Below are 25,848 nucleotides of genomic sequence, written 5' to 3' on the forward strand. Positions count from 1 at the left end.
GTCAGAACATTTCTGTTGCATCGGGACAATTCGTGGCGAACCTTGAAGGCAGATGCAACGGGGTAAAGAACAACAACTGATTAAATATTGTGCAATTATCCCGAAAAATATGCAAAATGAAAATTGGAATGCCTAAGTAGATGACCGAACTTTTAACCGCTGCCCAAATGCGCGCCATCGAAGCGGCTGCGATCGCCTCTGGCGAAGTCACCGGGTTAGAACTGATGGAGCGCGCGGGGCGGGGCGTTGTGGAAGCCATATTTGAGGAGTGGCCTGAGCTTGCACCGTCTTGGGGGCCAACCCCCAAACCCCCGGAGTATTTGTTGCAAGATGATGAGAAGAGGAAGCATAGGGCGGTCGTGTTATGCGGGCCGGGGAATAATGGCGGTGACGGTTTTGTTGTCGCGCGGCTGCTATATGAGGCCGGGTGGGGCGTTGAGGTGTTTTTGTATGGGGATGCTGAAAAGCTGCCACAGGATGCGCGGGTGAATTATGAGCGGTGGACGAAGCTGGGGGAGGTCTTTGGAGAAATTGCCGCTTATGGTTGGTCACATGGAGAAGTATATGAGGCAGAGCTGATCATCGATGCATTATTTGGGATTGGATTGACTCGGCCAATTGAGCAACCCTGGCGCGAAATCATTGATAAATTTGGTAATTATGGAAGTCAGCGATGTGTCGCAGTTGATATTCCAAGCGGGTTTAATGCGGATTCAGGTGCGTTAGTTGACTACTCTGACGCTTATTTAGCCGAGAAAATATCGTACACAGACCCTCAACTAATAGCAAATTTCAATCTAACTGTGACTTTTCACCGAAAGAAATTGGGGCACATGGTGGCTGCATGTGCATCTAAATGCGGTAAAATTATCATCGTGGATATTGGTCTATGACTAATGGGGGCAACGCTGCCGGCCGATCGCAGAGTGCTGATGTAATTGGGCAGCTTAGTAAGAATGATAGTGCCCACAAATACTCCCACGGTTACGCTCTCATCTTCTCTGGTGGCTCCGGCAAAGGAGGCGCGGCTCGGCTTGCGGCGCGGGGCGCTTTGCGGATTGGGGCAGGGGCTGTGACGGTTGGTTGCCCTGAGGGCGCGCTTATCGAGAATGCGGCGCAGTTAAATGCGGTTATGCTGACTGTAATCGAAGATGCTGAGACACTTGTGAGTGCCTTGGAGGATGAACGGATCAATGCGCTTTGCATTGGGCCGGGATTCGGTCTGGGTGATCGAGAGCGCAGCTTGGTCGCTGCTGTTCTTGGTAAGGGCGGGGTAAATCCACGCCCTACGGTTCTGGATGCGGACGCTTTGACGATATTGGCAGGCGACGCGCAGTTATTTGATTGTTTGCATGATCGTTGTGTGCTCACACCCCATGCGGGAGAATTTGCGCGGCTGTTTCCTGACATTGCTGAAAAGTTAAGCGCGCCTGCAACGACTGGCCCGGCCTATTCTAAGGTTAATGCCACGCGCGAAGCGGCCAAGCGGGCAGGGTGTGTTGTGCTATTCAAAGGGCCAAATACGGCGATCGCCGATCCAAGTGGGCGATGCAGTATTAACGCATCGGTTTATGAACGTGCAGCGCCGTGGTTGGCGACCGCCGGATCAGGTGATGTTTTGGCAGGCTTTATTGCTGGACTGCTGGCGCGTGGGTTTGCGCCGATGCAGGCTGCAGAAACAGGGTCGTGGTTACATACAGAATGCGCGATCAAGTTTGGTCCGGGGCTGATTGCAGAGGACCTACCAGAGCAGTTACCAAGGGTCATGCGTGACCTAAATCTATGACCTTCCAAACTTTCTGCACATTTGGTCGCAGAAAGCGCATTTTTCCTCTCGCATCCCGGTAACTCCTTTGCTAGTAAGCGCCCAACCTTGGGGTCGGACTTAATAACTGCCCCTTATAATCATGCGGGTGTGGCGGAATTGGTAGACGCACCAGATTTAGGTTCTGGCGCCGCGAGGCGTGGGGGTTCGAGTCCCTTCACCCGCACCATTAATTTATGAAGGACAGCACATGCAGGTCACTGAGACCCTCAACGAAGGCCTCAAGCGCGGCTACGCTATCACCGTTACGGCGGCTGAACTGGACGCGAAGGTTGAAGAGAAGCTTAAAGAAGCTCAGCCAACCGTTGAAATGAAGGGCTTTCGTAAGGGTAAAGTACCGATGGCGTTGCTGCGCAAGCAGTTTGGTCAACGTCTTATGGGCGAAAGCATGCAGGAAGCCATCGACGGCGCCCTGAGCAAGCACCTTGAAGAATCAGGTGACCGTCCTGCGGCACAGCCTGAAATGAAGATGACAAACGAAGACTGGAAAGAGGGCGATGATGTTGCCGTTGACGTTTCTTACGAGAAACTTCCGGAAATCGCGGACACAGATTTCAGCAAAATCAAGCTAGAGCGTCTGGTTGTTAAAGCCGACGAAGAATCAGTTAAGGAAGCGCTGGATAACCTCGCGTCTTCACCTCAGGCTGTTTCTTACGAAGCGAAAAAGACGCAAGCAAAGAAAGACGACCAAGTCGTTCTGGATTTTGTTGGTAAAGTTGACGGCGAAGCATTCGAAGGCGGCGCTGCGGAAGATTACCCACTTGTTATCGGTTCAAACTCTTTCATTCCTGGCTTTGAAGATGGCCTGCTGAAGGTCAAAGCTGGCGACGAAAAAGACATCGAAGTCACATTCCCAGAAGATTACCAAGCTGAAAACCTTGCTGGTAAGAAAGCTGTATTCACCTGCACAATCAAAGAAGTGAAGGCACCAAAGACGCCTGAGCTGGATGATGAGCTGGCGAAGAAATTCGGCGCAGAAGATCTGGAAGGCCTGAAGACACAGATCACTGAGCGTCTGGAAGCCGAATACACGGGTGCATCACGTGCTGTTGCAAAACGCGCGCTGCTGGACGAGTTGGACAAAGTTGTTTCTTTCGACCTGCCAGAATCTTTGGTTACTGCTGAAGCAAACCAGATCGCTCACCAGCTGTGGCACGAAGAAAACCCAGAAGTTGAAGGTCACGATCACCCAGAGATCGAACCAACTGACGAGCACAAGAAGCTTGCTGAGCGTCGCGTAAAGCTGGGTCTTCTATTGGCTGACATCGGTCAGAAGGCTGACGTGAAAGTCACCGATCAAGAAATGACACAAGCGATCATGAACCAAGCGCGCCAGTACCCAGGTCAAGAGCGTCAGTTCTTTGAATTCGTACAGCAGAACGCTCAGTTCCGTCAGCAACTGCAGGCGCCAATGTTCGAAGACAAAGTCGTCGACCACATCTTTGAAAAAGCTGCGGTCACTGACAAAGAAGTCAGCAAAGACGATCTGCAAAAAGCTGTTGAGAAGCTCGAAGAAGAGTAAGATCAACGCCAGATTTAATCTGAAAAAGGCGCTCCAGTTTGGGGCGCCTTTTGTTTTGAAGGTCTAGCCAAATAAGATTTGGCCCAGCCGCCCCATCAGAGGCTGGGCCCGATTTTGTCAAAGCGTGATGCGGAACAAAGCGAATCCAGATTCGCTGCTGCCTGCGGGTGTGATGGTCATGCCTGCAACGCTGTCTGCGTATTCTGCGCCAGCGGGCCCCGTTTCAAAGATGACGGTGGTGCCGTCCATCGGCACAAATGACCAATTCGCATCCGCGCGTGGGCTGACCGTACCTTTGTCGACGATGTAGCGCACGATCACGTCGCGATTCGTGTCGGGCCCTTCAAAAATGACCGTCGATCCATCTGCGCCGGGGAAGCTGCCTCCACCGGATGCCCGGTAGTTGTTCGTCGCAAGGATGAATTCTTGCGATGGGTCGATCGGTGCACCGTTGAATTGTAGATTTACGATGCGGTTTGTGTCGGCATTGATCACTTCGCCTTCACGGTCGAACATCGCCGGTTGGGATAGATCAATTTGGTAGGTGACCCCGTCGATTACATCGAAGTTGTAGCTTGGAAAATCAGGGTTCAGTAGCACTGCATCGGATGAACCGGGTTCGATTTGGTTGAACATCCCGGCGCTGCGTTCCAGCCAGTTCTTGACCTGCGCACCCGTTACCTTCACCGCTCGTACAGTATTGGGGTAGAGGTATAAATCCGCCACGTTTTTGATTGCCACGTCGCCAACGGGAACGTCGGTGAAATATTCGGGACCGCCGCGGCCACCAGCCTTGAACGGAGCGGCAGCGGATAGGATTGGTAGCCCTTCAAATTCGGTGCCGACCATTTGTTCCGTGATGTACCAAGTTTGCGCGTTCGACACGATTTGAACGGATGGATCATCGGCGACCAGCGCAAAATAGCTGTGAAGCGGTGCATCGGTTTTACCGACCGCTGTGCGCACATAGTCAAGTGTCTGATCGTGGATGTCTTGAATTGATTCCAAAACAGGTACGAAGTCTTCGACCAGTGGGGTGATGCTACGGTCTTCTTCGCGACGCGAGATTGGGCGCGCCTCGGACGTGTGCGAAAGAACCCGCCATCCGTTGCCGTCACGTTCAAGCAGTAGATCGACCAGTCCCATATGGCTGCCCCAAAAGCCGCCCATCACGCCGGGTTTGCCGTTGATCGTTCCTGCGGCGACATCAACGCCCGCCCAGTCGTCGTAGTTTGAAGATGGGAAGACGAGGTGGCTGTGGCCAGTCAAGATGGCATCAATGCCGTCCACGCCCGCCAAAGGTATCGCGGCGTTTTCCATGCCATCAGATTCATTCGCTTCGCCGATGCCAGAATGGCAAAGTGCGACGATGATATCTGCGCCTTGTTCCTTCATCTGTGGAACATATGCGCGGGCGGATGCGACGATATCGCGGGCCTGCACGTTGCCTTCTAGATGCTTGCGGTCCCAGTTCATAATCTGTGGTGGCACAAATCCGATAAGCCCGATCTTGATCGGGTGCGCGACACCGGACCCATCGGTCAGCGTGCGTTCAAGAATTGTGTAAGGTGGCAGCAGGGTAGTGTCAGCAGTGGGCGTTGCGCCCATTTCTTTGACGACGTTGGCAGACACAACAGGGAAGGCGGCCCCAGCGACCGACTTCATCAAAAATGGAATCCCATAGTTGAATTCGTGGTTGCCGAGCGTCGATGCATCAAACCCAAGTGTGTTCATCGCTGTGATGACTGGGTGCATGTCACCCTCTTTCATGCCGCGTTCATAGGCGATGTAATCGCCCATTGGGTTCCCTTGAAGAAAGTCACCATTGTCGAGCAGGAGTGAGTTTGTCGATTCTGCGCGCACGCCTTCGATGATGGATGCTGTCCGGGCAAGGCCGACCGTATCCACAGGGCGGTCAGCGTAATAGTCGTAAGGAAAAACATGGACGTGAAGGTCAGTGGTTTCCATCAAGCGCAGGTGCGCCTGATTGGTGGCCGCGCTGACAGAAAACGGATGCATCGCGATCAGCCCAGCAGAGCCTGCGATGAAGTGACGACGATTTAGACGAAGTGACATGAGATAATCCCCCGGATTTCTAGATGTTTGGTCAGTAGACATCTGGATGGGGTTTGTAACAAGTGTGTGTTTATACAGACCGTGCTGTCGCTATTGAATTGTCTCGTTTCAGTCGTAAGTTATTTGAATTGATAGAAAAATAGTCGTTCATGCGATTGTCGGCACGGTGTTATCCGCGTCGAAAGCTGAATATCGGAACGTTTTATGCTATCCTTTTCGCAAAAGAGGAACCTAATCAATGGAAGTTCATAAAGGTAGGCTTATTGATCATATCCACCTGCAGGTCGCTGATATTGTAGCGAGTAAGGTGTTTTATCGCTCCGTGTTAGCCGTACTTGGGCGGGACATTTCAGTGGAAGCTGAACAGTTCTTTATCGCTGATGAGCTGTATGTTTCTCAGTCTGCGGATAGGCACAGCAGCGTGCACATGGCTTTTCAGGCGGACGGCCGTGATCAAGTGAGAGCGTTTCATGAAGCGGCAATAGCAAACGGCGGCACCGACAATGGTGAACCGGGTGAGCGTGCGTATCACCCGGGCTATTTCGCAGCATATGCCTTGGACCCTGAGGGCAATAATATTGAAGCAGTCTACCACGGCCCAGCCACACGTTCAGCCGACAGTGTGGTCTTTCGTGCGCCGACTAACATGTAACTCATGCGATTCTACCGCGTTGACGCTAATCACTTTGGCCAATCAGGGTGAAGGTCTGTGCTCCGAAATGGCCGCTTACCTGTCCGCTTCCTGCGAATCCGCGTTCGTCAATTGCGATCTCGCCTGTTACGCGGCGTTCGCCGTTTGTATCGGTCTCAACATATTTGAAACCGATGTTGGTCGCCGTCGTGATACGCGTCCATCTGATACGTTCTTCGTTCGGCCGGATTTCAGTGTAGCGGCATTTGCCCAACGTGCGGGTACAGTCGTGTGGTTGGTAGCGCACTTCATAGCCGTCAGAGCGCTGCCATGAAAGGTAATTTCCATTGCCATCAAGCCGCGTGGTAAATGCCGGTGTTCCGGTTGGGCTCTGGCCCCGATAGCTTTCGACTAGGTAATCTTTGCCTTGGCGACCGTTGTACATGTGGTGGATGAGGCCAGAACGGCTTTGATGCACCGAGACGTAATCACCGGGGGAAAGTAATTCGGGTTTCCAGCGAATGTCACCGACTGGTACGGTACAGGCCGTTATCGCGGTGGTCAGAATAAGTGGGGCAAGAGTTTTCAGCTTTATTCTCCTGTCCTGCCGACTGTAACATAACTGGACGCGCACAAAATGGCCCGTGGCAGGATACTCGTTTAAAAAAGGCCGCTCCAAACGGAGCGGCCTAATGTACTGTAAAAGCAGATCGAATTAGTCTTCGTCGTTGCTTTGTGCAGGCGCTTCTTCGTCGTCACCGAATTCGTCAGCGGCAGAGCCGATGTCGTCAAACAGTTCCTGAATTTCGAATTCAGCAGCTGCTTCTTCTTCGGCGGCCAGTTCTGCGATAGATTTACCAGCTGCTTGCAGCTCGGCTTCTTCTGCGGAACGTGCAACGTTCAGTGTGATTGTTGCAGCGACTTCTGGGTGCAGGTTGACGGTTACGTCGTGCAGGCCCAAGTCTTTGATTGTTGCAGACAAAACAACTTGTTTTTTGTCGACGGTAAAGCCTGCTTCGGTTGCAACTTCGGCGGCGTCACGCGTTGTGACAGAACCGTAAAGCGCGCCAGAATCAGATGCAGAGCGGATGATGACGAATGTTTCGCCGTCCAGCTTTTCAGCCAATGCTGCTGCTTCTGTTTTGCTTTCAAGGTTGCGTGCTTCAAGCTGTGCTTTTTCTGCTTCGAAACGTGCAAGGTTTGCAGCGTTTACGCGCAGTGCTTTGCCTTGTGGCAGCAGGAAGTTACGTGCGTAGCCTTCTTTAACAGAAACGACTTCGCCCATTTGGCCCAGTTTGGCCACGCGCTCAAGGAGAATGATATCCATGTGATCGGTGTCCTTACTTTACTGCGTATGGCAGCAGGGCAAGGAAACGCGCGCGTTTGATCGCCTGGGCGAGCTTACGCTGGTTCTTGGCACCAACAGCTGTGATACGGGCTGGAACGATTTTACCGCGCTCAGAGATATAGCGCTGCAAAAGGCGAGTGTCTTTGTAGTCGATCTTTGGCGCGTTATCGCCTTCAAACGGATCGGACTTACGACGACGGAAAAATGGTTTAGTAGCCATGATTGTTGTCCTTATCTAAGATCTGATTAGCGGCGCTCGCGGCGTTCGCCACGTTCTTCGCGTTTCTGCATCTGTACAGATGGGCCATCTTCGTGTGCGTCGACTTTGATAGTCAGCACGCGCATGACATCGTCATGGAGGCGCATCAGACGTTCCATTTCCTGAATCGCAGGAATTGGCGCATCAGTCCGCAGTAGTGCGTAGTGACCCTTGCGGTTTTTGTTGATCTTATAGGCCATCGTTTTGACGCCCCAGTATTCGTTTTCCAGCAACTTGCCGCCATTGTCGGCAAGAACGGATCCGAAGTGTTCGATAAGTGCTTCAGCTTGCGAGTTGGAAAGATCCTGACGCGCAATCATGACATGCTCGTATAGCGGCATGCGTACTCCATTCATTATCAGCGCATTTCAAAGCGTGGGGCAGTGAACCTTTCTGCACCCCACCCACGAGAGACTGCGCAGTTCAACATTACACAGAAAGGTTGCGGCCTTATACAGGTCCAACCGGGTGATGCAAGTATCAAAGCCCTATTTTTATTGGCTGGAATTGGCTGCCATTTGTTTTCTATAACCTGCCATGCCAATGCCTATTTGTCGCCCTGATTTACTGTTATTTCATATGAAAACGACATCAAGGAGACGTCATGACTGGAAGCGTGGCAACTCAATTTTCAGGCGGTCAGGGGCAAATGGCAAAACCAACTCACTTTGCAGTAGAAGATACTTTTTGGGGGTATCAAATTCGGTCTGGTCGTGCGCCAGCGATTGGCGTGATGATGGCGCAGTTGTTCTCATATTTCTTTGGCGCGTGCTTTATGATTGCTGCGGTTAGCATGCTTGCCCTGCCTGTATTGTTTTTCAATGGCGATGTTGGTGTGATCCGGCTTGCCGCGTCAGTATTATTCGCGGCGGTTGGGTTTTATTTGCTGTGGTTTGCAAGTCGCGGGTCGCAGGCAGAAATTCATGTCGACACGAGCGTAGGCGAAATTCGTGAGGTTATCAGTAACCGCGCTGGCAAGCCTACCACGATCGGGGCTTACGGTTTCGACGCGATTGGTGGTGTTTTTATTGAATCTCAGCCGGAAAATGGCTTAGCGTCGCTCGTGCTGCAGTATCGCGATACCAATCAGCGTGTATGCGTGGCCGAAGCCATAGAGGCGCAACTGATTCCCTTGCGTGATCGACTGGCACAAGATTTGATGATCACGCCGCATAGCGCAGCCTGAAAGACCACGTCGACAGCGCCGGCTACTGTGTTGTCGAACACAATTTGTTCAGAATTGCAGAATTGCTTTGTGCGGTGATGCACCTTCAATAGAGGGTGTAAACTACTCACAACTGGAGATTCCAATGAAGAACGTACTTTTCGCAGCCGCAGTCGCTGCATCATCAATCGCCGCGCCAGCATTTGCAGCCCCTGAGGCATATGTGCTGGATGCAAGCCACAGCCAAATCATGTTCACATATAACCACCTTGGTTTTTCGACCGGCATGGGCATGTTTTCTGGCTTTGAAGGCGAAATCAGCTTTGACGCTGAAGACCCAGCAGCATCAAGCGTGAACGTTTCATTCCCAGTGCGCAGCATGCTGACAGGTTGGGAAGGCCGTTTCGAACACTTCATGTCAGGTGACTTCTTTGGTGCCGATGAGGACGAAATGGTGACATTCACGTCTACAGGTATCGAAGTTACTGGCGACAACACCGCATTGATCACTGGCGATTTGACGCTGAACGGTGTGACGAAATCTGTCGTGCTGGACGCGAAGCTAAATCAAACTGGTATGCACCCAATGGCTGAAAAAGAATGGGCAGGCTTCGACGCGACAACAACGCTGCTGCGTTCTGACTACGAAGTCGGAGCATTCGCGCCATATGTCAGCGACGAAGTCGAAGTCACGATTTCTGTTGAGGCGATGAAGGCTGAATAATTCAGCAACTCACTAGAAAAACTGGCTGCGCCTTGGTTGACCGAGGCGCAGCCTTTTTTGTTATCGTGTGGCGGTTAGGTTGATATTAACCCCCACGTCAAATCCGAGGCTGCTTTCGTCTGCCATGCTTTGCCCAATTTGGTAGTCGCGCCGATCAAGCGCGAGTGACCCAGCCATCTCGGCTGTATCACCCTCAAGGTTAAGTACGAAGGGCAGGGTGACAGGCAGCGTGATGTCTTTGATCTTTAGCGTGCCAGTTGCCAGATATGTACCGCCGTCGGCTGTAATGTCTGCGTCAAATGTCGCTGTGGGGAAGGCATCAGCAGCAAAGAAATCCGCGCCCATTGCCTGATCGCTAACCGACCCAAGGTGCAACGATCCGATCGCGATTGTTGTTGTGACGTGGCCAAGCGTACCTGTCGCGTTTGGATCAAAGTCGATGACAGCGGTCCAATCGTCGAACTGTCCCGATACCGGGTTTCCAAGCTGGCGCACCGTGATGCCGATAGTTCCGTCCGTCACCATCCAATCCGACGTGACTTGTTCTAATACGACAGCAGGTTCGCGATCTCCGTGCGAAAGCATTCCTGCCGCCGCAGCGCCGCCTGCCGCGACTATATAGATGCCGAGCGCAAAGATGGGGGCCAAAATCGCCTTTTCGCGTTCCGATGTGTCCGGTACTTGCGATTGCTTGAACCACATGCGGGATAGCGTCGCGTCTTTGTCGATGATTTGATGTTTAAGTGCACCAGCAATATGCAACAGGATTGAAGCGATGAGGATCTTGCTCCAGACCCAATGCAGCCCCGAGAAAATCTCGGCCAGTTTTTCGTTTTGAGGAATGAACGGAAGGCTTTGACCGATTGGCAGCCAAATAGGGGCAAACCCCGAAGTGGCTGCATGGTGTAGCCAGCCTGACAGCGGCACAACGACCAAGGCGACATAAAGTAACCAATGTACAATATGCGCAACCAGTGTTTCTAAGCGGCGGTCTGGATGAAGGTCTCCCGGTTTTGTCTGGGTCAATGCCCATAGGATGCGTGCCAACGCAACAAAGAATATAATGACGCCCAGTGTCTTGTGCGCCGAGAAGAGCGGCACCTTAAGGGGCGCATCAAAGGCAAGGTCTTCGGCAATTAGTCCTAATGGAATTACGGTGAGAATCAGTAAAGCAGTCAGCCAATGAAAAGCTTTGGTGACTGTACCGTATGTGCTGGCGGTATTTGTGGCGGGCATTGTTGTTCTCCGAATGATTGTAAGCACGCTATCACCAGCGTGGATTCGCGCAAATGATTGAGTGTGTGTGCCAGCTTACAGGCTTTGTGCATCACCGATCAGTTGACGGGTTGCTTGTGCGCTATGTCACAGCAAGGTAAGCCTGACCGCAAATAACATATCAAAGAGGAGAGGTCTGATGCGGGCATTCGTATTTCCGGGCCAAGGGGCGCAGACAATTGGAATGGGGCGGGCTTTGGCTGACGCTTATCCATCTGCAAAGGCGATTTTTGACGAAGTTGACGAGGCGCTTGGCGAAAACCTGTCTGGTTTAATTTGGGGTGGCGATATCGCGGAACTGACGCTGACGCGGAACGCGCAGCCTGCGTTGATGGCGACATCCTTGGCGACGATGCGCGCGCTTGAGGCTGAAGGCGTTTCTGTTTCGGCAGCAAGTTATGTTGCTGGGCATTCATTGGGCGAATATTCGGCCTTGGCTGCGGCTGGCGCATTGACGGTTGCGGACACCGCACGTTTGTTGCGCTTACGTGGAACTGCAATGCAAGATGCCGTGCCTGTCGGCGTTGGCGCAATGGCCGCGATTCTGGGGCTGGATTTCGCGACAGTTGCCGAAATTGCAGCAGAAGCCGCGCAAGGCGAGGTTTGCCAAGCCGCAAACGATAACGATCCGGGGCAGGTGGTTGTGTCAGGGCGCAAGGCTGCCGTTGAGCGGGCAACCGTCATTGCCAAAGAAAAAGGTGCAAAGCGCGCGTTACTATTGCCAGTAAGCGCCCCATTCCATTGTAGCTTGATGGCCCCGGCGGCTGCCGTGATGGCCGAGGCACTAGATGATGTTGAAATCAAAACACCAGCTGTACCAGTGGTCGCCAACGTTGAAGCGAGCAGCGTCACTGATCCAGCTTCAATCCGTTCATTGCTTGTTGAGCAGGTGACGGGTTCCGTGCGCTGGCGCGAAAGCGTTGGCTACATGGCCGCGCAGGGCGTGACTGAGGTGTTCGAAATCGGTGCTGGCAAGGCGCTATGTGGAATGGTTAAACGTATTGACCGTAGCCTGGCGACAGCAGCTGTTGGTACGCCCGAAGATATTGTTGCGGCTATCGCTGCGCTAAAAGATTGAAGAAGGAATTCGAAATGTTTGATCTAAATGGGAAAAATGTCCTTATTACCGGTGCTTCGGGTGGCATTGGTGGTGCAATCGCCAAGGCGTTGTACGGTGCTGGGGCGACTGTTGCACTGTCTGGTACGCGGGTTGAGCCGCTTGAGGCGTTGGCCGCCGAACTGGGCGATCGTGCGCATGTTTTACCATGTAACCTAAGCGACGCAGACGCTGTAAACGCGCTGCCGAAACAGGCTGCAGAGGCGATGGGTTCTGTTGACGTGCTTGTGAACAACGCGGGGATTACGCGTGACAATATCTTTATGCGCATGTCGGATGAAGAATGGTCGTCGGTTCTAGAGGTCAACCTGACATCGACCATGCGTCTTTGCAAAGGCGTGATCCGCGGCATGATGAAGTCGCGTTGGGGCCGCATCGTGAATATTTCTTCTATCGTTGGTGCAACAGGTAATCCGGGTCAGGCGAACTATGCGGCATCAAAGGCAGGTATGGTTGGGATGTCAAAATCCATCGCATATGAGGTTGCGAGCCGTGGAATCACCGTGAACTGCGTGGCACCCGGATTTATTACCACTGCGATGACAGATAAGCTGAATGATGAGCAAAAGGCAGGAATTTTGACGCAAGTTCCTGCTGGTCGTATGGGTGACGCCGAAGAGATTGCTGCGGCAGTTTTGTATCTTTCTAGCCCAGAGGCGGCTTATGTTACTGGTACCACCTTGCATGTGAACGGTGGGATGGCCATGCTTTAACAGCGGCTATGAAACCGTTTGCCTAAGCGGAATTCTCTGCTATAGGCCACCCAGATTTGCCGAAAAAGTGCATGTGACGCCACGTCGGATGTTTGCTGCGCAGATCGGTTGAACCCCGCAAGGGGAAAGTTAAGTCGGGCAACAGCCCAAATCAAAACGGGCACTGGCCCAGAAAGACGTGAGGAATTGACATGAGCGACGTTGCAGACCGCGTACGCAAGATCGTAGTAGAGCATCTTGGTGTTGAAGAAGACAAAGTGACGGAAACTGCGTCCTTCATCGATGATCTTGGTGCAGACAGCCTTGACACTGTTGAGCTGGTTATGGCGTTCGAAGAGGAATTCGGTATCGAAATCCCTGACGACGCTGCAGAAACCATCCAGACATTTGGTGACGCGGTTAAGTTCATCAACGGCGCACAATAAGCCGTTATCAAAGAACAAGGAAACGGCGCCATTACGGCGCCGTTTTTTTTGTATGAAGGTTGTTTTAAGCGCGTCTCGTGACTTAATGACAAACCAATCCGTTAAAGAGTGTTGTGCCAACGTGGCAGATAAAAGTTGAACAGTAATAGGCAAGAGTTGTTCCCTTGTAGGCAACCCGATGCTGGCGTTGTGACGCGGACTTGCTCCTGTGCTGTTGGCTAGGTTATTAGTGCATTCAAATACGCCAAAAGGTGAGGGCAGAATATGCGTCGTGTTGTTGTAACAGGCTTGGGTTTGGTAACCCCGCTAGCTGATGGAGTCGAAAAATCCTGGGAACGGATTTTGGACTGTCAATCTGGCGCTGGTAAAATTACGGGCTTTGATCCCAGTAAGGTAACCACGCAATATGCGTGCGAAGTTCCGTTGGGCGATGGCACCGATGGTACATTCAACGCCGACAAATACATGGAGCCGAAAGAACAGCGTAAGGTTGATACCTTTATCATGTTCGGTTTGGCTGCAGCCCAGCAAGCGATTGAAGACGCAGGTTGGATGCCCGAAGACCGTGAAAGCCTTGAGCGGACGGGTGTTCTGATGGGGTCGGGTATCGGTGGTTTGAATTCGATTGCGAACACTGCTGTGATGATGGCCGAAAAAGGCCCACGTCGCGTTTCCCCATTCTTTGTGCCCGGTGCGCTGATTAACCTGATTTCTGGTCAGGTTTCGATCAAATACGGGTTCCGTGGCCCGAACCACGCTGTTGTGACGGCCTGTTCTACAGGTGCGCACGCGATTGGTGATGCGTCTCGTTTGATCCAGCACGGCGATGCTGACGTTATGGTCGCTGGCGGTGCTGAAGCTGCGATTTGTGAAATTGGCATTGCGGGCTTTAACGCCTGTAAGGCGCTGAGCACGAAATATAACGACGACCCCGCAAAGGCGAGCCGCCCATGGGACGAAGACCGTGACGGTTTTGTCATGGGCGAGGGATCTGGGATGGTCGTTCTGGAAGAGTATGAACACGCTAAAGCCCGTGGTGCTAAAATCTATGCAGAGGTTCTGGGCTATGGTCTGAGCGGCGACGCCCACCACATCACAGCCCCACCACCTGATCATGAAGGTGCTGAGCGCGCGATGCGTGCTGCGTGCCGGAATGCCGGTATCGATCCAACGCAGATTGATTATGTAAACGCGCATGGTACCTCGACGATGGCTGATACCATTGAATTGGGCGCGGTAGAGCGTTTGGTTGGCCCAGAGGCTGCTGCGAAACTAACGATGTCATCGACCAAATCAGCGACGGGTCACCTTTTGGGGGCCGCTGGTGCGATTGAGGCGATCTTCTCGATCCTTGCGATCCGGGATCAGGTTGCACCGCCGACAATCAACTTGGACAATCCTGCCGTTGACACCGTGGTCGACCTTTGCGCGAATGCAAAGCGCGAGCGTAAGATCGATATCGCATTGTCGAACTCGTTCGGCTTTGGCGGCACGAATGCCAGTGTCGTGTTCGGAAAGGTCACCTAATGTGGCGCCACATAGCGTCTAATTTTTTGACGTTCTTTATTGTTGCTTTGTTCCTCTTGGTCGGTGGTATCGGCTGGGGAATGAAGCAATATTCTGCGCCGGGGCCCTTGGCGCAGGCAATTTGTTTCCAAGTCGATCGTGGGACTAACATGTCTCGTGTCGCTTCGAAACTGGTTGATCAAGGTGCGATTTCGTCTGAGTTCATTTTTGAGACGGGCGCAGATTATTCTGAAAAGTCGGGTCTTTTGAAAGCTGGTAGCTTTCTGGTGCCAGAGCAAGCGTCGATGGAAGATATCGTGAGCATCGTGACCCGTGGTGGTCAGAATACTTGCGGCACCGAAGTCGTTTACCGCGTTGGTATCAACAAGATGCTAATTCAGGTGCGCGAGCTTGACCCCGCGACGAACCGTTTTGTTGAGCTGGTGAATTATGATCCGAGTGAGGTCGAAACACCTGCGGAGTACACCGAAGTCCGTGAAGCATCCGATACCCGGTATCGTGTTGCATTGGCCGAAGGTGTGACCAGTTGGCAGATCGTAAACGAGCTGAGCGCGATTGATATCTTGGTTGCTGACGTGCAAGAGACCCCACCTGAGGGATCGCTCGCGCCTGATAGCTATGACATCACACCTGACACGCGTGTGTCGTCGATCATTGCGCAGATGACAGAGCGGCAGTCTGCGATCATCGCAGAAGCATGGGCAGAACGTGCTGATGGCTTACCTTTGGCTTCGCCAGAAGAAGCAATGATTCTGGCAAGTATCGTTGAGAAGGAAACAGGTGTTCCTGAAGAGCGTCGCCAAGTTGCGAGCGTCTTTGTGAACCGCCTGAACCAAGGCATGAAGCTGCAAACGGACCCGACGGTTATCTATGGACTCACGCAGGGTGAGGGAATTCTGGGTCGTGGTTTGCGTCAAAGTGAATTGCGTGGTGAGACACCTTGGAACACTTATGTGATCCCGGGTCTGCCGCCAACACCGATTGCCAACCCCGGTCGCGCGAGTATCGAAGCGGCGCTGAATCCAGACACCACAGAATATATCTTTTTTGTGGCTGATGGAACTGGTGGCCACGCTTTTGCGACAACATTGGACGAACATAATCGCAATGTTGCCCGCTGGCGCGAGATTGAAGCTGAGCGCGCATCTGATAATTAAGGCGCTGTAAAGGTTAATGAAAATTTAGCCGAGGGTGCGCGTCCGTACCCTCGGCTGATTGACTTCTGGGCCTGCCTGTGCCTATAGTTGTTGTGCTAGAAGGCGTCGATTATCGCCTCTCGATGTAACGGAAGCTCACCCCTTACAGGCGAATATACATGAACAAATTAGACGATCAGGGGCAGGTGGCCCTTGATGATGCATCGGCCCGCGTGACCGAGATTGCGGAGCTGTATGTGAGTGTTCGGAATACTATCCGTCACATGATTGCAGAAATTGGGTTACCGACTGATGTGGCCTCTAAACCCCTTTTGACAAAGCTAAGCGAATTACAATCCGCGCATCTCAAGGTGCTTGCGGCAGAGGAGGCGTTTCATGCCCAACAGCAAGCCAATCAGTCCGACGCCGATATCGACTATGACGCCCTGCGCGCTGACATCGGGAGCCAGCTTGATCGCCTCCGCGCCGCGACCCGCGCAGGTTGAGTTTATAAACCAACTGACGTCTGCACAGATCGCATCACTGCCTTATCTGTTCGACTTTTGGGCGCTGCCGCACCAACTGCCGCCTGACGGTGATTGGCGCACTTGGGTCATTATGGGCGGCCGTGGTGCGGGCAAAACGCGGGCAGGGGCCGAGTGGGTGCGTGCGATGCTGGAAGGCCCACGCCCCACCGTGCCCGGCCGCGCCCGCCGCATGGCGATTGTCGCCGAAACCATGGATCAGGCTCGCGAGGTGATGGTCTTTGGCGAAAGTGGCATTATGGCGGTAAGCCCGCCGGATCGCCGCCCAGACTGGATTGCCACGCGCCGCTTGCTGGTTTGGCCCAACGGTGCGCAAGCGAAGTTGTTTTCTGCGCATGAACCAGAAAGCCTACGTGGCCCGCAGTTTGATGCCTTGTGGGCGGATGAATTGGCGAAATGGCGCAAAGGTGGTGACACGTGGGATATGTTGCAGTTTGGGTTGCGATTGGGTGATCATCCTCGGGCCTGTGTGACGACCACACCGCGCCGTGCGGCGGTTTTGCGTGATTTGCTTGAGATGGACACGACCGTGGTGACCCATGCACCTACGCAAGCGAACCGCGCGAACCTTGCCCCGAGTTTTATCGCCGAGATTGAGGCGCGTTATGGTGGTACGTCTTTGGGCCGCCAAGAAATCGATGGTGCGCTGTTGGATGACGTTGATGGTGCGCTTTGGGGGGCCGATCAATTGGCGGGGGTGCAGGCCGATCATTTGCCGCCCTGCACGCGTGTTGTCGTCGCAATTGACCCGCCGGGGACGTCGCATAAGGGATCTGATGAATGTGGGATTGTGGTTGCGGGTGTCGTAATGGATGGCCCCCCGCAGGAGTGGCGTGCCTATGTCTTGGCTGATGTGTCGATGTCTGCGGCGCGTCCAACTGATTGGGCGCAAGCTGCGATCAATGCAATGGATCGGTTTGGCGCTGATCGTTTGGTCGCTGAGGTCAATCAAGGAGGGGACATGGTCGAGGCCGTTTTGCGGCAGGTTGATCCAATGGTATCCTATCGGTCTGTTCACGCCTCAAAGGGTAAGGTTGCCCGAGCAGAGCCGATTGCCGCGCTTTATGAGCAAGGTCGTGTGCGTCACGCGCGTGGCTTAGCCAAGCTGGAAGACCAGATGTGTCAGCTAACCACCCAAGGATTCGTCGGTCGCGGATCGCCTGACCGGGTCGATGCGTTGGTTTGGGCGCTTTATGATTTGATGATTGAACCGGCCCAAAATTGGCGTAACCCCAGTATTCGCGGGCTTTGACCCCGTTGCGTAGGGGTGCGTACGCATCCCTACCATCTTTGTAATCATTTAAATGCAAATTGTTTTCATGGATCGCAGACGGTCATCAACGGCCGATTGGCACCAAAGGAGTTTTGAATGTTTGAATTCTTGAACCGCGCTACGCCGGAACAGCCGGTGGCTGAGGTTAAAGCCTCGGCCACGGGTCGTGTGATGGCGATGTCAGGTGCGGGTCGTGTGGCGTGGAGCCCGCGAGATGTCGTGTCACTGACCCGTACCGGGTTTGCGAATAACCCGATCGGGTTTCGTGCAGTTAAGATGATTGCTGAGGCGGCCGCTGCTGTTCCAGTCGTTTTGCAGGATGCAGAGCGCCGCTATGACACCCATCCGGTGTTGGCACTGTTGAACCGTCCAAATGCCGGGCATGGCCGTGCAGAGTTGCTTGAAGCGTTGTTTGGTCAACTGCTGTTGACCGGGAATGGATATCTTGAGGCTGTTGGCGATGATGGCTTGCCGCTCGAGATGCATGTCTTGCGCTCTGACCGGATGTCGGTTGTGCCGGGTACAGATGGTTGGCCGATGGCCTATGAATACAGTGTGAACGGTCGCAAGCATCGTTTCGCAGTTTCTGACGGGCAGGGTCCGATTTGCCATATTAAGAGTTTTCACCCGCAGGATGATCATTATGGACTGTCTGCTTTGCAGGCCGCTGCGAATGCGGTGGATGTTCACAACGCTGCTTCGCGTTGGTCAAAGGCTTTGCTGGATAATGCAGCCCGGCCATCTGGTGCGATTGTGTATCGCGGTGCGGACGGGCAGGCATCACTGTCGGCGGATCAGTATGATCGCCTGCTAAGCGAGATGGAAACCCAGCACCAGGGTGCCCGTAATGCTGGTCGCCCTATGCTGTTGGAAGGTGGGCTGGATTGGAAGCCAATGGGGTTTTCGCCATCAGATATGGAGTTCCAGAAAACCAAGGAAGCCGCCGCGCGTGAAATCGCGATTGCCTTTGGTGTGCCGCCGATGCTGTTGGGGATTCCGGGTGATGCGACCTATGCCAATTACCAAGAGGCAAACCGCGCGTTTTACCGTTTGACTGTGTTGCCGCTGGTGACACGCGTCACAAGTACGATTGCAGATTGGTTGTCCGATTTCACTAGCGAGCGGATCGAACTGCGCCCGGATTTGGACCAGATACCAGCGCTTTCAGCTGAACGAGATGCCCAATGGCGTCGTGTGGGAGAGGCTGCGTTTTTGACCGATCCCGAAAAGCGTGCGTTGCTTGGCCTTCCTGCAATTGAGGTTGGCGATGCCCGGTAAGGTCGTTGATCTGAAGCGTAAGCCACACCGTGAAGTGAAACCTCCGGTTTCGGATTTCTGGTTTGCCCAAGTCGATGTGCGCCTTGGTCGGATCGAATTCATGGTCACGCGGTTAGAGCGCCAAATTTGGGCCGTGGTCTGCGGCTGTTTTGGCCTGTTGGTTTTCGAAATTGTGAAAGCACTGAGCGGGAGAGCGCTATGAGTTTGGAACATAAATTTTGCCAGTTGGGTGCTGATGTCACAGTCACGGATGGATCGGTGATTAGTGGTTATGCATCCTTGTTTGGAAAGGCTGATCAGGGCGGTGATACTGTTGTGCCGGGTGCATATGCCGCGTCACTGGCGCAGGGCCGCCAGATCAAGATGCTATGGCAGCACGACCCCGCCCAGCCGATTGGCGTTTGGGATGAGGTGCGTGAAGACGCAAACGGCCTATGGGTTAAAGGCCGATTGCTGACCGATGTTGTTAAGGGGCGCGAAGCCGCCTCATTGGTCAGCGCCGGCGCGATTGATGGGCTGTCCATCGGATATCGCACCGTGAAGGCCCAAAAGAACGACAGGGGCGGACGCCTTTTGTCTCAGTTGGAGCTGTGGGAGGTGTCTTTGGTTACATTCCCCATGCTTCCCGATGCGCGTGTAGCGGCGAAGGGGGATGATCCTGCCGTCGGTGCGATGCGTGAATTGGCAGCGGTGTTTGAAGATGCCCGCCGTTTGATGGCGCGGGACTAACCCCCGCCGCACCACAATCAAAGGAAGATTGATGAGCAAGACTGAGAGCGATTCTCGGGTCGGGGAAGATGTGTCTCCTGCCCGAGAACTGAACGCGGCTGTTGTCGGGTTTATGAGCGAATTCAAAGACTTTTCTAACGGCGTTAATGCCAAACTTCAAAAACAGGATGACCGGATGAACAAGCTGGATCGTAAGACAATGATGACTTCTCGTGCGGCGTTGGCAACTTGTGCCGCCGAAAATGCTCCGCACCAAAAGGCGTTTGCCGCCTACCTGCGTTCAGGTGATGATGACGCGCTGCGCGGTCTGGAGCTGGACGGTAAATCGCTGAATACTTCAATTGCGGCTGATGGTGGCTACTTGGTTGATCCACAGACGTCGGACACCGTGAAAGGTACGCTTTCGTCTACGGCATCGATCCGTGCGATTGCGAATGTCGTGAACGTCGATGCGACGTCGTATGATGTGCTGGTTGATCATACCGAAATGGGTGCGGGCTGGGCGACTGAAGCGGGTTCGGTGGCTGAGACTGACACGCCGCAGATCGATCGTATCACGATCCCACTGCACGAATTGTCTGCGCTTCCTAAGGCGTCCCAGCGTTTGTTGGATGACAGCGCGTTCGACATCGAAGGTTGGCTGGCCGGTCGTATCGCCGATAAATTCGCTCGTTCTGAAGCGGGCGCGTTTATCAATGGTGATGGCATCGACAAACCTACTGGTCTGATGACGTATCCAACTGTCGACAATGACGTTTGGGCTTGGGGTAACATTGGTTATGTGCCGACGGGTACAGCCGGTGGCATTGATGGCGGCGACGCGATTGTGGACCTTGTTTATTCGCTGGGTGCTGAATATCGCGCGAACGGCACATTCGTAATGAATTCCAAGACGGCGGGCACAATTCGCAAGCTGAAAGACAATGATGGTCGTTTCCTTTGGTCTGATGGTCTGGCTGCGGGCGAGCCTGCGCGTCTGATGGGTTACCCAGTGCTGATTGCCGAAGACATGCCTGATATCGCGGCGGACGCGATGGCGATTGCCTTTGGTGATTTTGGTGCGGGTTACACCGTTGCTGAACGTCCAGATATACGCGTGCTGCGCGATCCGTTCTCGGCCAAGCCACATGTGCTGTTTTATGCCACGAAACGTGTTGGCGGTGCCGTCAGCGATTTTGGCGCAATCAAGCTTTTGAAGTTCGCGACCAGCTAAGTCTGGCGTGAAAGCGGGGGCGTGATTGCCCCCGGTCCCCGGACGCATCCAAGGCGATCCTGTGTCGTCTAGCAGCTTCCTTCCGTCCGAGTGATGCAGGGTGGCCTGCGTCCGGGGTTCTTGACCTTAACGGTCCCAAGATCAGAAGATTTCGGAGATAACCCATGATGTTAGTCGAAGAGACCACCGTGCCGCAATCGGCGCTTCCGGTCGCACAATTCAAAGACCATATGCGCCTTGGTTCGGGTTTCTCGGATGATGGGTTACAAGATGGTGTGCTGGAAAGTTATCTGCGCGCTGCTATGGCGGCGATCGAAGCGCGCACTGGTAAAATCCTCATCGAGCGCGAGTTTAGTTGGATGTTGACTGCGTGGCGCGATGCCCGCCGTCAGCCGCTTCCTGTTGCCCCTGTCAGCGCGATTTCGTCCGTCATATTGATCGCGATGAGTGGTGACGAGGTTATTCCTGATGTGGGGGCTTGGTATCTGGAGCCAGATATGCTGCGCCCCAGCATAAAGGCGAGCGCCGCTGCGCTGCCGTCTATCCCGACAAACGGCACCGTGCGCATTGGGTTGATGGCTGGCTTCGGTCCCGAGTGGTCAGATTTACCTGCTGATTTGGCGCACGCCGTATTGATGTTGGCTGCGCATTATTACGAATTCCGTCATGAGGTTTCGCACGGCACTGCGTCGATGCCGTTTGGCGTGTCTGCCTTGATCGAACAGTACCGCACCGTGCGTCTGTTTATGGGGAACCCGGTATGAAAGCGCCGCGTTTGAACCGCGCGTTTGTGTTAGAGGCCCCTTTGCAGGTGAGCGACGGTGCTGGTGGCTATGTTCGTGAATGGCAGCCGCTGGGCATTCATTGGGCAACGGTCAAGGCCGGCTCTGGCCGCGAGGCGGCCGCGTTTGCTGCGACTATTTCACGTGTACCTTACCGGATCACGGTGCGCGCCGCGCCCCAAGGCGCACAGTCGCGCCCCGTTGCAGGTCAGCGTTTTCGTGAAGGTAACCGTATTTTCAACATTACCGCAGTGGCAGAGCAGGGCAGTGATGGCCGGTTTCTGACCTGTCACGCGCTTGAGGAGACTGCATCATGAGTTATGGAGTTGCTTCTGCTTTGCAGGCCGCCGTCTATGGCCAGCTGTCGAATGATCCCGATCTTACAGGTCTTGTTGGCACAGCAATTTATGACGCACTGCCTAGTGGCGCACTACCGCCGTTGTATGTGGTGCTTGGTGCCGAAGATGTGCGCGATGCGTCGGACAAAACTGGCGGTGGTGCGCTGCACGAATTTACGGTGACTGTCGTGACCGAGAGCGCGGGGTTTTCGACGGCGAAGACTGCCGCTGCCGCCGTGTCTGACGCTTTGGTTGATGCTGATCTCACGTTGACCCGCGGCGCGCTGGTGTCCCTGAATTTCTATAAGGCGAAAGCCGCCCGTGTTGGCACGGGTGACGTCCGCCAGATCAACCTGATTTTCCGCGCGCGTGTCGCGGATAACGCTTAATCCCTAAAAGGAGTACTGGCTATGGTAGCCCAGAACGGTAAAGACCTGCTGGTCAAAATAGACATGACAGGCGGCGGTTTGTTTGAGACGGCAGCGGGCCTACGTGCAACCCGGATCAGTTTTAACGCTGAGAGCGTGGATGTTACGAGCCTTGAAAGCACAGGCGGGTGGCGTGAATTGCTTGGTGGCGCTGGTGTTAAGACTGCATCGATTTCGGGGTCCGGTGTGTTCAAAGATGACGCGACGGATGAACGTGCACGCCAGATTTTCTTTGATGGTGAGACCCCCAATTTTCAGGTGATCATTCCGGATTTCGGCACCGTTGAAGGCCCGTTTCAGATCACATCAATCGAATACGCTGGTTCGCATAACGGCGAGGCGACTTATGAGCTGTCGCTCGCATCGGCTGGTGCGCTGATCTTTACGGCGTTGATCTGATGGCGAACCCTTGGACCGGCGAAGCCGAGGTGCGCATAGATGGCGTTTCACACATTTGCAAACTGACTTTGGGCGCATTGGCCGAGCTTGAGACGCGCTTGGGTGAAGGGTCGTTGATTGACCTGATCCGCCGGTTCGAGGGCGGCGCGTTTTCAAGCCGCGATGTGATGGCGGTCGTTGTTGCGGGGCTACGCGGTGGTGGTTGGCGTGGGACGTCTGATGATCTGATGACCGCTGAAATTGAGGGTGGCCCCGTTGGGGCGGCACAGGTGGCGGCCACTTTGCTCGCGCGTGCCTTTGCCACGCCCACATGATCGGGCTGGATTGGCGCGGTTTGATGCAGGCAGGCTTGCATGGATTGCGCCTGACGCCCGATCAGTTTTGGGCGCTTACCCCGACTGAACTGCAAATCATGCTGGGCCTTGCTCAAACGTCGCCCCCAATGGGCCGGGACCGATTGGCCGAATTGCAGACCGCATTTCCTGATGTGGATAAGGAGAATTTGGATGGATGATTTGGATAAGATTGATCAGTTAGAGAGTGACGTCAGTGCGCTGGAGCAGACAATTGGAGATGCGTCACAAGTCACCGCAGCCTTTGATAGCCAGTTGCGCGGTGTCCAAGGCGCGCTTGCGGATACGACACGTGATTTAGGTAATCTTGAACGCGGATTTTCAGGCGGGCTTCGCCGTGCGTTTGATGGCCTGGTTCTGGATGGGATGAAGTTGTCTGACGCGCTGAGTGGTCTTGCGCAATCCATGATCAACACCGCCTATTCGGCCGCTGTTAATCCGGTAATGAACCACATGGGTGGTGTTTTAGCTGATGGTTTGAACTCGGCCGTGTCGAGCATGATGCCATTTGCCGATGGTGGTGCGTTTACCCAAGGCCGCGTGATGCCATTTGCCAAAGGTGGTGTTGTCAGCAGCCCAGTGACCTTTTCGATGCGCGGTGGCACCGGGTTGATGGGTGAGGCCGGGCCAGAGGCGATCATGCCGCTTTCACGTGGCGCTGATGGTCGTTTGGGCGTGCGTACCCAAGGGGGCGGTTCTGTGACTGTGAATATGAACATCACAACGCCAGACGCCCAGAGCTTTCAACGGTCCCAAGGGCAGGTTGCGTCACAGATGGCGCGCGCCTTGGGCCGTGGCCAACGTAACCGATAGGAGTAGAACTGATGGCATTTCATGACATAAGATTTCCCGCCTCGCTGAGTTTCGGTTCGGTGGGCGGCCCGGAACGCCGTACCGATATTGTGACGCTTGCGAATGGGTTTGAAGAACGCAACACGCCATGGGCGCACGCCCGTCGTCGTTATGACGCGGGTATGGGGTTACGGTCACTTGATGACGTAGAAACCTTGATCGCGTTTTTTGAGGCCCGCCAAGGCCAGCTTATTGGATTTCGTTGGAAAGATTGGAGCGATTTCAAATCCTGCTCGCCATCCAAGGAAATCGATGCAGAGGACCAGTTGATCGCGATTGGGGATGAAGTCACTGCCCAGTTCCAACTGAACAAGACTTATCGGTCTGGCGACACATCATACGCGCGTCCGATTTCTAAGCCTGTTCCAGGCTCAGTTCGTGTGTCGATTGGCGGGGTGCTGCAGCAAGAAGACGTTGATTTTAATGTCGACAACAACACGGGTGTGCTGAATTTTGGTCATCCGCCGGATGTTGGTTCGGATGTCCGCGCGGGCTTTGAGTTCGATGTGCCCGTAAGGTTCGATACTGATGCAATCATGACGTCGGTTTCAAATTTTCAGGCTGGTGAAGTTCCCAATGTTCCAATTGTGGAGGTCCGCGTATGACCGCCACAGTATTGCACGCCCATTTGGCGACCGGTACCACACATGTCTGCCATTGTTGGGCGCTAAGACGCGCGGATGGCGTGACATTGGGCTTTACCGACCATGATGTCGCCATTCAGTTTGACGGTATCACGTTTACCCCGGAAAGCGGGCTAAGCGCGCGTGCGCTGGCGAGTACCACAGGACTGTCTGTCAACAACACCGAAGCGATTGGTGTGCTGTCTGCGTCGGCTATTACCGAAGCGGACATTGATGCGGGGCGCTATGATGGGGCGGAAGTGACGACTTGGTTGGTTCAATGGGACAACCCAGCGGCCCGGCAGGTGCGGTTCTATGGCACGATAGGCGAGATCACGCGGGCGCAGGGTGGTTTTCAAGCGGAACTACGTGGTTTGACCGAGGCCCTGAACCAACCGCAGGGCCGATCTTATTTAAAGACGTGTAGTGCGGTTTTGGGTGATCGGCGATGTGGTGTCGATTTGGATGATCCGGCGTTTGCGGTTACGACTGAACTGACCATTGCAACAGATGGGCAGGTGTTTTCATTCGCTAACGTGTCTTCGTTTAATGACCAGTGGTTCGAAGGTGGCCAGCTCATCGTTGAGACTGGTTCGGCGGCCACGCTGCGCGGTGTGATCAAGTCCGATGATGTGATTGAAGGAAACCGAAAGATCACCTTGTGGGAGCCGATCCGCGCCACAATGGAAATCGGCGATCGTGTTCGCCTGATCGCAGGTTGCGATAGGCGTGCCGCGTCGTGTCGTGACAAGTTTAGCAATTTCATTAACTTTCAGGGCTTTCCTGACATTCCCGGTGACGATTGGCTGGTAAGCGTACCGCGTAATAATGGCATGAATTCCGGTGGGAGCCGTAGCCGATGACCTCTCAGATTGTCGAAGTGGCACGGGATTGGATTGGCACACCTTATCTACATCAGGCGTCTGTGCGGGGTGTCGGGTGCGATTGTTTGGGATTGCTGCGCGGTGTGTGGCGGACCCTTTATGGCGCTGAACCCGAACTTGTGCCGGCCTATACTGCGGATTGGTCCGAACCGCAGGGGCAAGAGGCGCTTTATCAGGCGGGGCTGCGCCATATGGGTGATGTGACGGGCACGCCTTTGGCAGCAGGCCAGGTTCTGCTGTTTCGAATGCGTAACGGGGCAGTCGCAAAGCATATTGGTATTCTCTCCAGCACCTGTAGCGCTCCTGCATTTATTCATTCGTATTCCGGGCATGGTGTGGTGGAAAGCCCGCTTTCCGCCCCATGGCGTCGACGTATCGCGGCGCAATTTGAGATTTCAAAAGGATAAC

General features: G+C 54.1%; 31 protein-coding genes, 1 tRNA gene and 1 pseudogene. 27 read left to right on the top strand and 6 right to left on the bottom strand.

Features of this window, described 5'->3' with window-relative positions:
* Positions 1-140 precede the first annotated feature (140 nt).
* The 3 genes and pseudogenes from CYQ09_RS18620 to tig all read left to right on the top strand — a co-directional run bounded on the left by CYQ09_RS18620 (position 141) and on the right by tig (position 3,347).
* Positions 141-1,786 (top strand): annotated as a pseudogene (locus tag CYQ09_RS18620) (NAD(P)H-hydrate dehydratase).
* Positions 1,787-1,909: 123 nt separating this feature from the next.
* Positions 1,910-1,994 (top strand) — tRNA-Leu (locus tag CYQ09_RS03470).
* 21 nt (positions 1,995-2,015) lie between these two features.
* Positions 2,016-3,347, top strand: coding sequence for a trigger factor (tig, locus tag CYQ09_RS03475; RefSeq protein WP_106744041.1), 1,332 nt, complete (start codon positions 2,016-2,018; stop codon positions 3,345-3,347).
* Between the two features lie 117 nt (positions 3,348-3,464).
* Here the strand turns inward: tig and CYQ09_RS03480 are convergent, their stop codons facing one another.
* Positions 3,465-5,423, bottom strand: a complete 1,959-nt coding sequence (locus tag CYQ09_RS03480; RefSeq protein WP_106744042.1) for a bifunctional 2',3'-cyclic-nucleotide 2'-phosphodiesterase/3'-nucleotidase — start codon at positions 5,421-5,423, stop codon at positions 3,465-3,467.
* A gap of 238 nt (positions 5,424-5,661) precedes the next feature.
* Here CYQ09_RS03480 and CYQ09_RS03485 point away from each other — a divergent pair, with 238 nt between their 5' ends.
* A complete protein-coding gene (locus CYQ09_RS03485; RefSeq protein WP_106744043.1) occupies positions 5,662-6,075 on the top strand; it encodes a VOC family protein in 414 nt (137 codons plus the stop codon).
* A 25-nt stretch (positions 6,076-6,100) separates the two neighbouring features.
* Here the strand turns inward: CYQ09_RS03485 and CYQ09_RS03490 are convergent, their stop codons facing one another.
* The 4 genes from CYQ09_RS03490 to rpsF form a co-directional block, all read right to left on the bottom strand.
* Complete coding sequence (locus tag CYQ09_RS03490; RefSeq protein WP_162617560.1) at positions 6,101-6,688, bottom strand: hypothetical protein; 588 nt, start codon at positions 6,686-6,688, stop codon at positions 6,101-6,103.
* An 81-nt stretch (positions 6,689-6,769) separates the two neighbouring features.
* Positions 6,770-7,381: a 50S ribosomal protein L9 gene (gene rplI / locus CYQ09_RS03495; protein WP_106744045.1), complete on the bottom strand. Its 612-nt coding sequence runs from the start codon at positions 7,379-7,381 to the stop codon at positions 6,770-6,772.
* A gap of 13 nt (positions 7,382-7,394) precedes the next feature.
* Positions 7,395-7,622: a 30S ribosomal protein S18 gene (gene rpsR / locus CYQ09_RS03500; protein WP_106353804.1), complete on the bottom strand. Its 228-nt coding sequence runs from the start codon at positions 7,620-7,622 to the stop codon at positions 7,395-7,397.
* Positions 7,623-7,648: 26 nt separating this feature from the next.
* Positions 7,649-8,002: a 30S ribosomal protein S6 gene (rpsF, locus tag CYQ09_RS03505; RefSeq protein ID WP_106353806.1), complete on the bottom strand. Its 354-nt coding sequence runs from the start codon at positions 8,000-8,002 to the stop codon at positions 7,649-7,651.
* Positions 8,003-8,265: 263 nt separating this feature from the next.
* On the opposite strand from rpsF, the gene CYQ09_RS03510 reads away from it, so the two are divergent.
* Complete coding sequence (locus tag CYQ09_RS03510) at positions 8,266-8,847, top strand: hypothetical protein (protein ID WP_106744046.1); 582 nt, start codon at positions 8,266-8,268, stop codon at positions 8,845-8,847.
* A 124-nt stretch (positions 8,848-8,971) separates the two neighbouring features.
* Positions 8,972-9,550 (top strand): YceI family protein, encoded by a 579-nt coding sequence (locus tag CYQ09_RS03515; protein WP_106744047.1) that lies wholly within the window; start codon positions 8,972-8,974, stop codon positions 9,548-9,550.
* 60 nt (positions 9,551-9,610) lie between these two features.
* Here CYQ09_RS03515 and CYQ09_RS03520 read toward each other — a convergent pair whose 3' ends face one another.
* Positions 9,611-10,786 carry a cytochrome b/b6 domain-containing protein gene (locus CYQ09_RS03520; RefSeq protein ID WP_106744048.1) on the bottom strand — a complete coding sequence of 392 codons (1,176 nt, stop codon included), beginning with the start codon at positions 10,784-10,786 and terminating at the stop codon, positions 9,611-9,613.
* Between the two features lie 178 nt (positions 10,787-10,964).
* On the opposite strand from CYQ09_RS03520, the gene fabD reads away from it, so the two are divergent.
* From fabD to CYQ09_RS03625, 21 genes are all read left to right on the top strand, one after another.
* On the top strand, positions 10,965-11,903 hold the full coding sequence (gene fabD, locus CYQ09_RS03525) for an ACP S-malonyltransferase (RefSeq protein WP_106744049.1): 939 nt from the start codon (positions 10,965-10,967) through the stop codon (positions 11,901-11,903).
* Positions 11,904-11,917: 14 nt separating this feature from the next.
* Complete coding sequence (gene fabG, locus CYQ09_RS03530) at positions 11,918-12,655, top strand: 3-oxoacyl-[acyl-carrier-protein] reductase (protein WP_106744563.1); 738 nt, start codon at positions 11,918-11,920, stop codon at positions 12,653-12,655.
* A gap of 191 nt (positions 12,656-12,846) precedes the next feature.
* The gene (locus tag CYQ09_RS03535) at positions 12,847-13,080 is read left to right on the top strand and encodes an acyl carrier protein (protein WP_045996352.1); all 234 of its coding nucleotides are present in this window, start codon (positions 12,847-12,849) and stop codon (positions 13,078-13,080) included.
* A 264-nt stretch (positions 13,081-13,344) separates the two neighbouring features.
* Positions 13,345-14,607 carry a beta-ketoacyl-ACP synthase II gene (fabF, locus tag CYQ09_RS03540; RefSeq protein ID WP_106744050.1) on the top strand — a complete coding sequence of 421 codons (1,263 nt, stop codon included), beginning with the start codon at positions 13,345-13,347 and terminating at the stop codon, positions 14,605-14,607.
* Positions 14,607-15,764 carry an endolytic transglycosylase MltG gene (mltG, locus tag CYQ09_RS03545; RefSeq protein WP_106744051.1) on the top strand — a complete coding sequence of 386 codons (1,158 nt, stop codon included), beginning with the start codon at positions 14,607-14,609 and terminating at the stop codon, positions 15,762-15,764. Before fabF ends, mltG begins: the two co-directional genes overlap by 1 nt.
* A 158-nt stretch (positions 15,765-15,922) precedes the next feature.
* A complete protein-coding gene (locus CYQ09_RS03550; protein WP_106744052.1) occupies positions 15,923-16,249 on the top strand; it encodes a hypothetical protein in 327 nt (108 codons plus the stop codon).
* Positions 16,182-17,540: a DNA-packaging protein gene (locus CYQ09_RS03555; protein WP_106744053.1), complete on the top strand. Its 1,359-nt coding sequence runs from the start codon at positions 16,182-16,184 to the stop codon at positions 17,538-17,540. Before CYQ09_RS03550 ends, CYQ09_RS03555 begins: the two co-directional genes overlap by 68 nt.
* Before the next feature lie 117 nt (positions 17,541-17,657).
* Complete coding sequence (locus CYQ09_RS03560) at positions 17,658-18,839, top strand: phage portal protein (RefSeq protein ID WP_106744054.1); 1,182 nt, start codon at positions 17,658-17,660, stop codon at positions 18,837-18,839.
* Entirely contained in the window at positions 18,829-19,041 is a 213-nt protein-coding gene (locus tag CYQ09_RS03565) for a hypothetical protein (RefSeq protein ID WP_106744055.1), read from the top strand. Before CYQ09_RS03560 ends, CYQ09_RS03565 begins: the two co-directional genes overlap by 11 nt.
* Positions 19,038-19,568, top strand: coding sequence for an HK97 family phage prohead protease (locus tag CYQ09_RS03570; RefSeq protein WP_106744056.1), 531 nt, complete (start codon positions 19,038-19,040; stop codon positions 19,566-19,568). Before CYQ09_RS03565 ends, CYQ09_RS03570 begins: the two co-directional genes overlap by 4 nt.
* Before the next feature lie 31 nt (positions 19,569-19,599).
* Complete coding sequence (locus CYQ09_RS03575; protein ID WP_106744057.1) at positions 19,600-20,781, top strand: phage major capsid protein; 1,182 nt, start codon at positions 19,600-19,602, stop codon at positions 20,779-20,781.
* A 164-nt stretch (positions 20,782-20,945) separates the two neighbouring features.
* On the top strand, positions 20,946-21,545 hold the full coding sequence (locus CYQ09_RS03580) for a head-tail connector protein (protein ID WP_106744058.1): 600 nt from the start codon (positions 20,946-20,948) through the stop codon (positions 21,543-21,545).
* Positions 21,542-21,880 carry a head-tail adaptor protein gene (locus CYQ09_RS03585; protein ID WP_106744059.1) on the top strand — a complete coding sequence of 113 codons (339 nt, stop codon included), beginning with the start codon at positions 21,542-21,544 and terminating at the stop codon, positions 21,878-21,880. Before CYQ09_RS03580 ends, CYQ09_RS03585 begins: the two co-directional genes overlap by 4 nt.
* Entirely contained in the window at positions 21,877-22,290 is a 414-nt protein-coding gene (locus CYQ09_RS03590) for a DUF3168 domain-containing protein (RefSeq protein ID WP_106744060.1), read from the top strand. The genes CYQ09_RS03585 and CYQ09_RS03590 overlap by 4 nt, the downstream gene beginning before the upstream one ends.
* 21 nt (positions 22,291-22,311) lie before the next feature.
* On the top strand, positions 22,312-22,728 hold the full coding sequence (locus CYQ09_RS03595; RefSeq protein WP_106744061.1) for a phage major tail protein, TP901-1 family: 417 nt from the start codon (positions 22,312-22,314) through the stop codon (positions 22,726-22,728).
* Complete coding sequence (locus CYQ09_RS03600) at positions 22,728-23,042, top strand: gene transfer agent family protein (protein WP_106744062.1); 315 nt, start codon at positions 22,728-22,730, stop codon at positions 23,040-23,042. Before CYQ09_RS03595 ends, CYQ09_RS03600 begins: the two co-directional genes overlap by 1 nt.
* Positions 23,039-23,242, top strand: coding sequence for a rcc01693 family protein (locus tag CYQ09_RS03605; RefSeq protein WP_106744063.1), 204 nt, complete (start codon positions 23,039-23,041; stop codon positions 23,240-23,242). The genes CYQ09_RS03600 and CYQ09_RS03605 overlap by 4 nt, the downstream gene beginning before the upstream one ends.
* Complete coding sequence (locus CYQ09_RS03610) at positions 23,235-23,894, top strand: phage tail tape measure protein (protein WP_106744064.1); 660 nt, start codon at positions 23,235-23,237, stop codon at positions 23,892-23,894. Before CYQ09_RS03605 ends, CYQ09_RS03610 begins: the two co-directional genes overlap by 8 nt.
* An 11-nt stretch (positions 23,895-23,905) precedes the next feature.
* A complete protein-coding gene (locus tag CYQ09_RS03615; protein WP_106744065.1) occupies positions 23,906-24,538 on the top strand; it encodes a DUF2460 domain-containing protein in 633 nt (210 codons plus the stop codon).
* The gene (locus tag CYQ09_RS03620) at positions 24,535-25,419 is read left to right on the top strand and encodes a DUF2163 domain-containing protein (protein ID WP_106744066.1); all 885 of its coding nucleotides are present in this window, start codon (positions 24,535-24,537) and stop codon (positions 25,417-25,419) included. Before CYQ09_RS03615 ends, CYQ09_RS03620 begins: the two co-directional genes overlap by 4 nt.
* Entirely contained in the window at positions 25,416-25,847 is a 432-nt protein-coding gene (locus CYQ09_RS03625; RefSeq protein ID WP_106744067.1) for a peptidase, read from the top strand. The genes CYQ09_RS03620 and CYQ09_RS03625 overlap by 4 nt, the downstream gene beginning before the upstream one ends.
* Position 25,848 lies beyond the last annotated feature (1 nt).

The sequence above is a fragment of the Yoonia maritima genome (genome assembly GCF_002933395.1).
In the GTDB taxonomy this organism is placed as follows: domain Bacteria; phylum Pseudomonadota; class Alphaproteobacteria; order Rhodobacterales; family Rhodobacteraceae; genus Yoonia; species Yoonia maritima_A.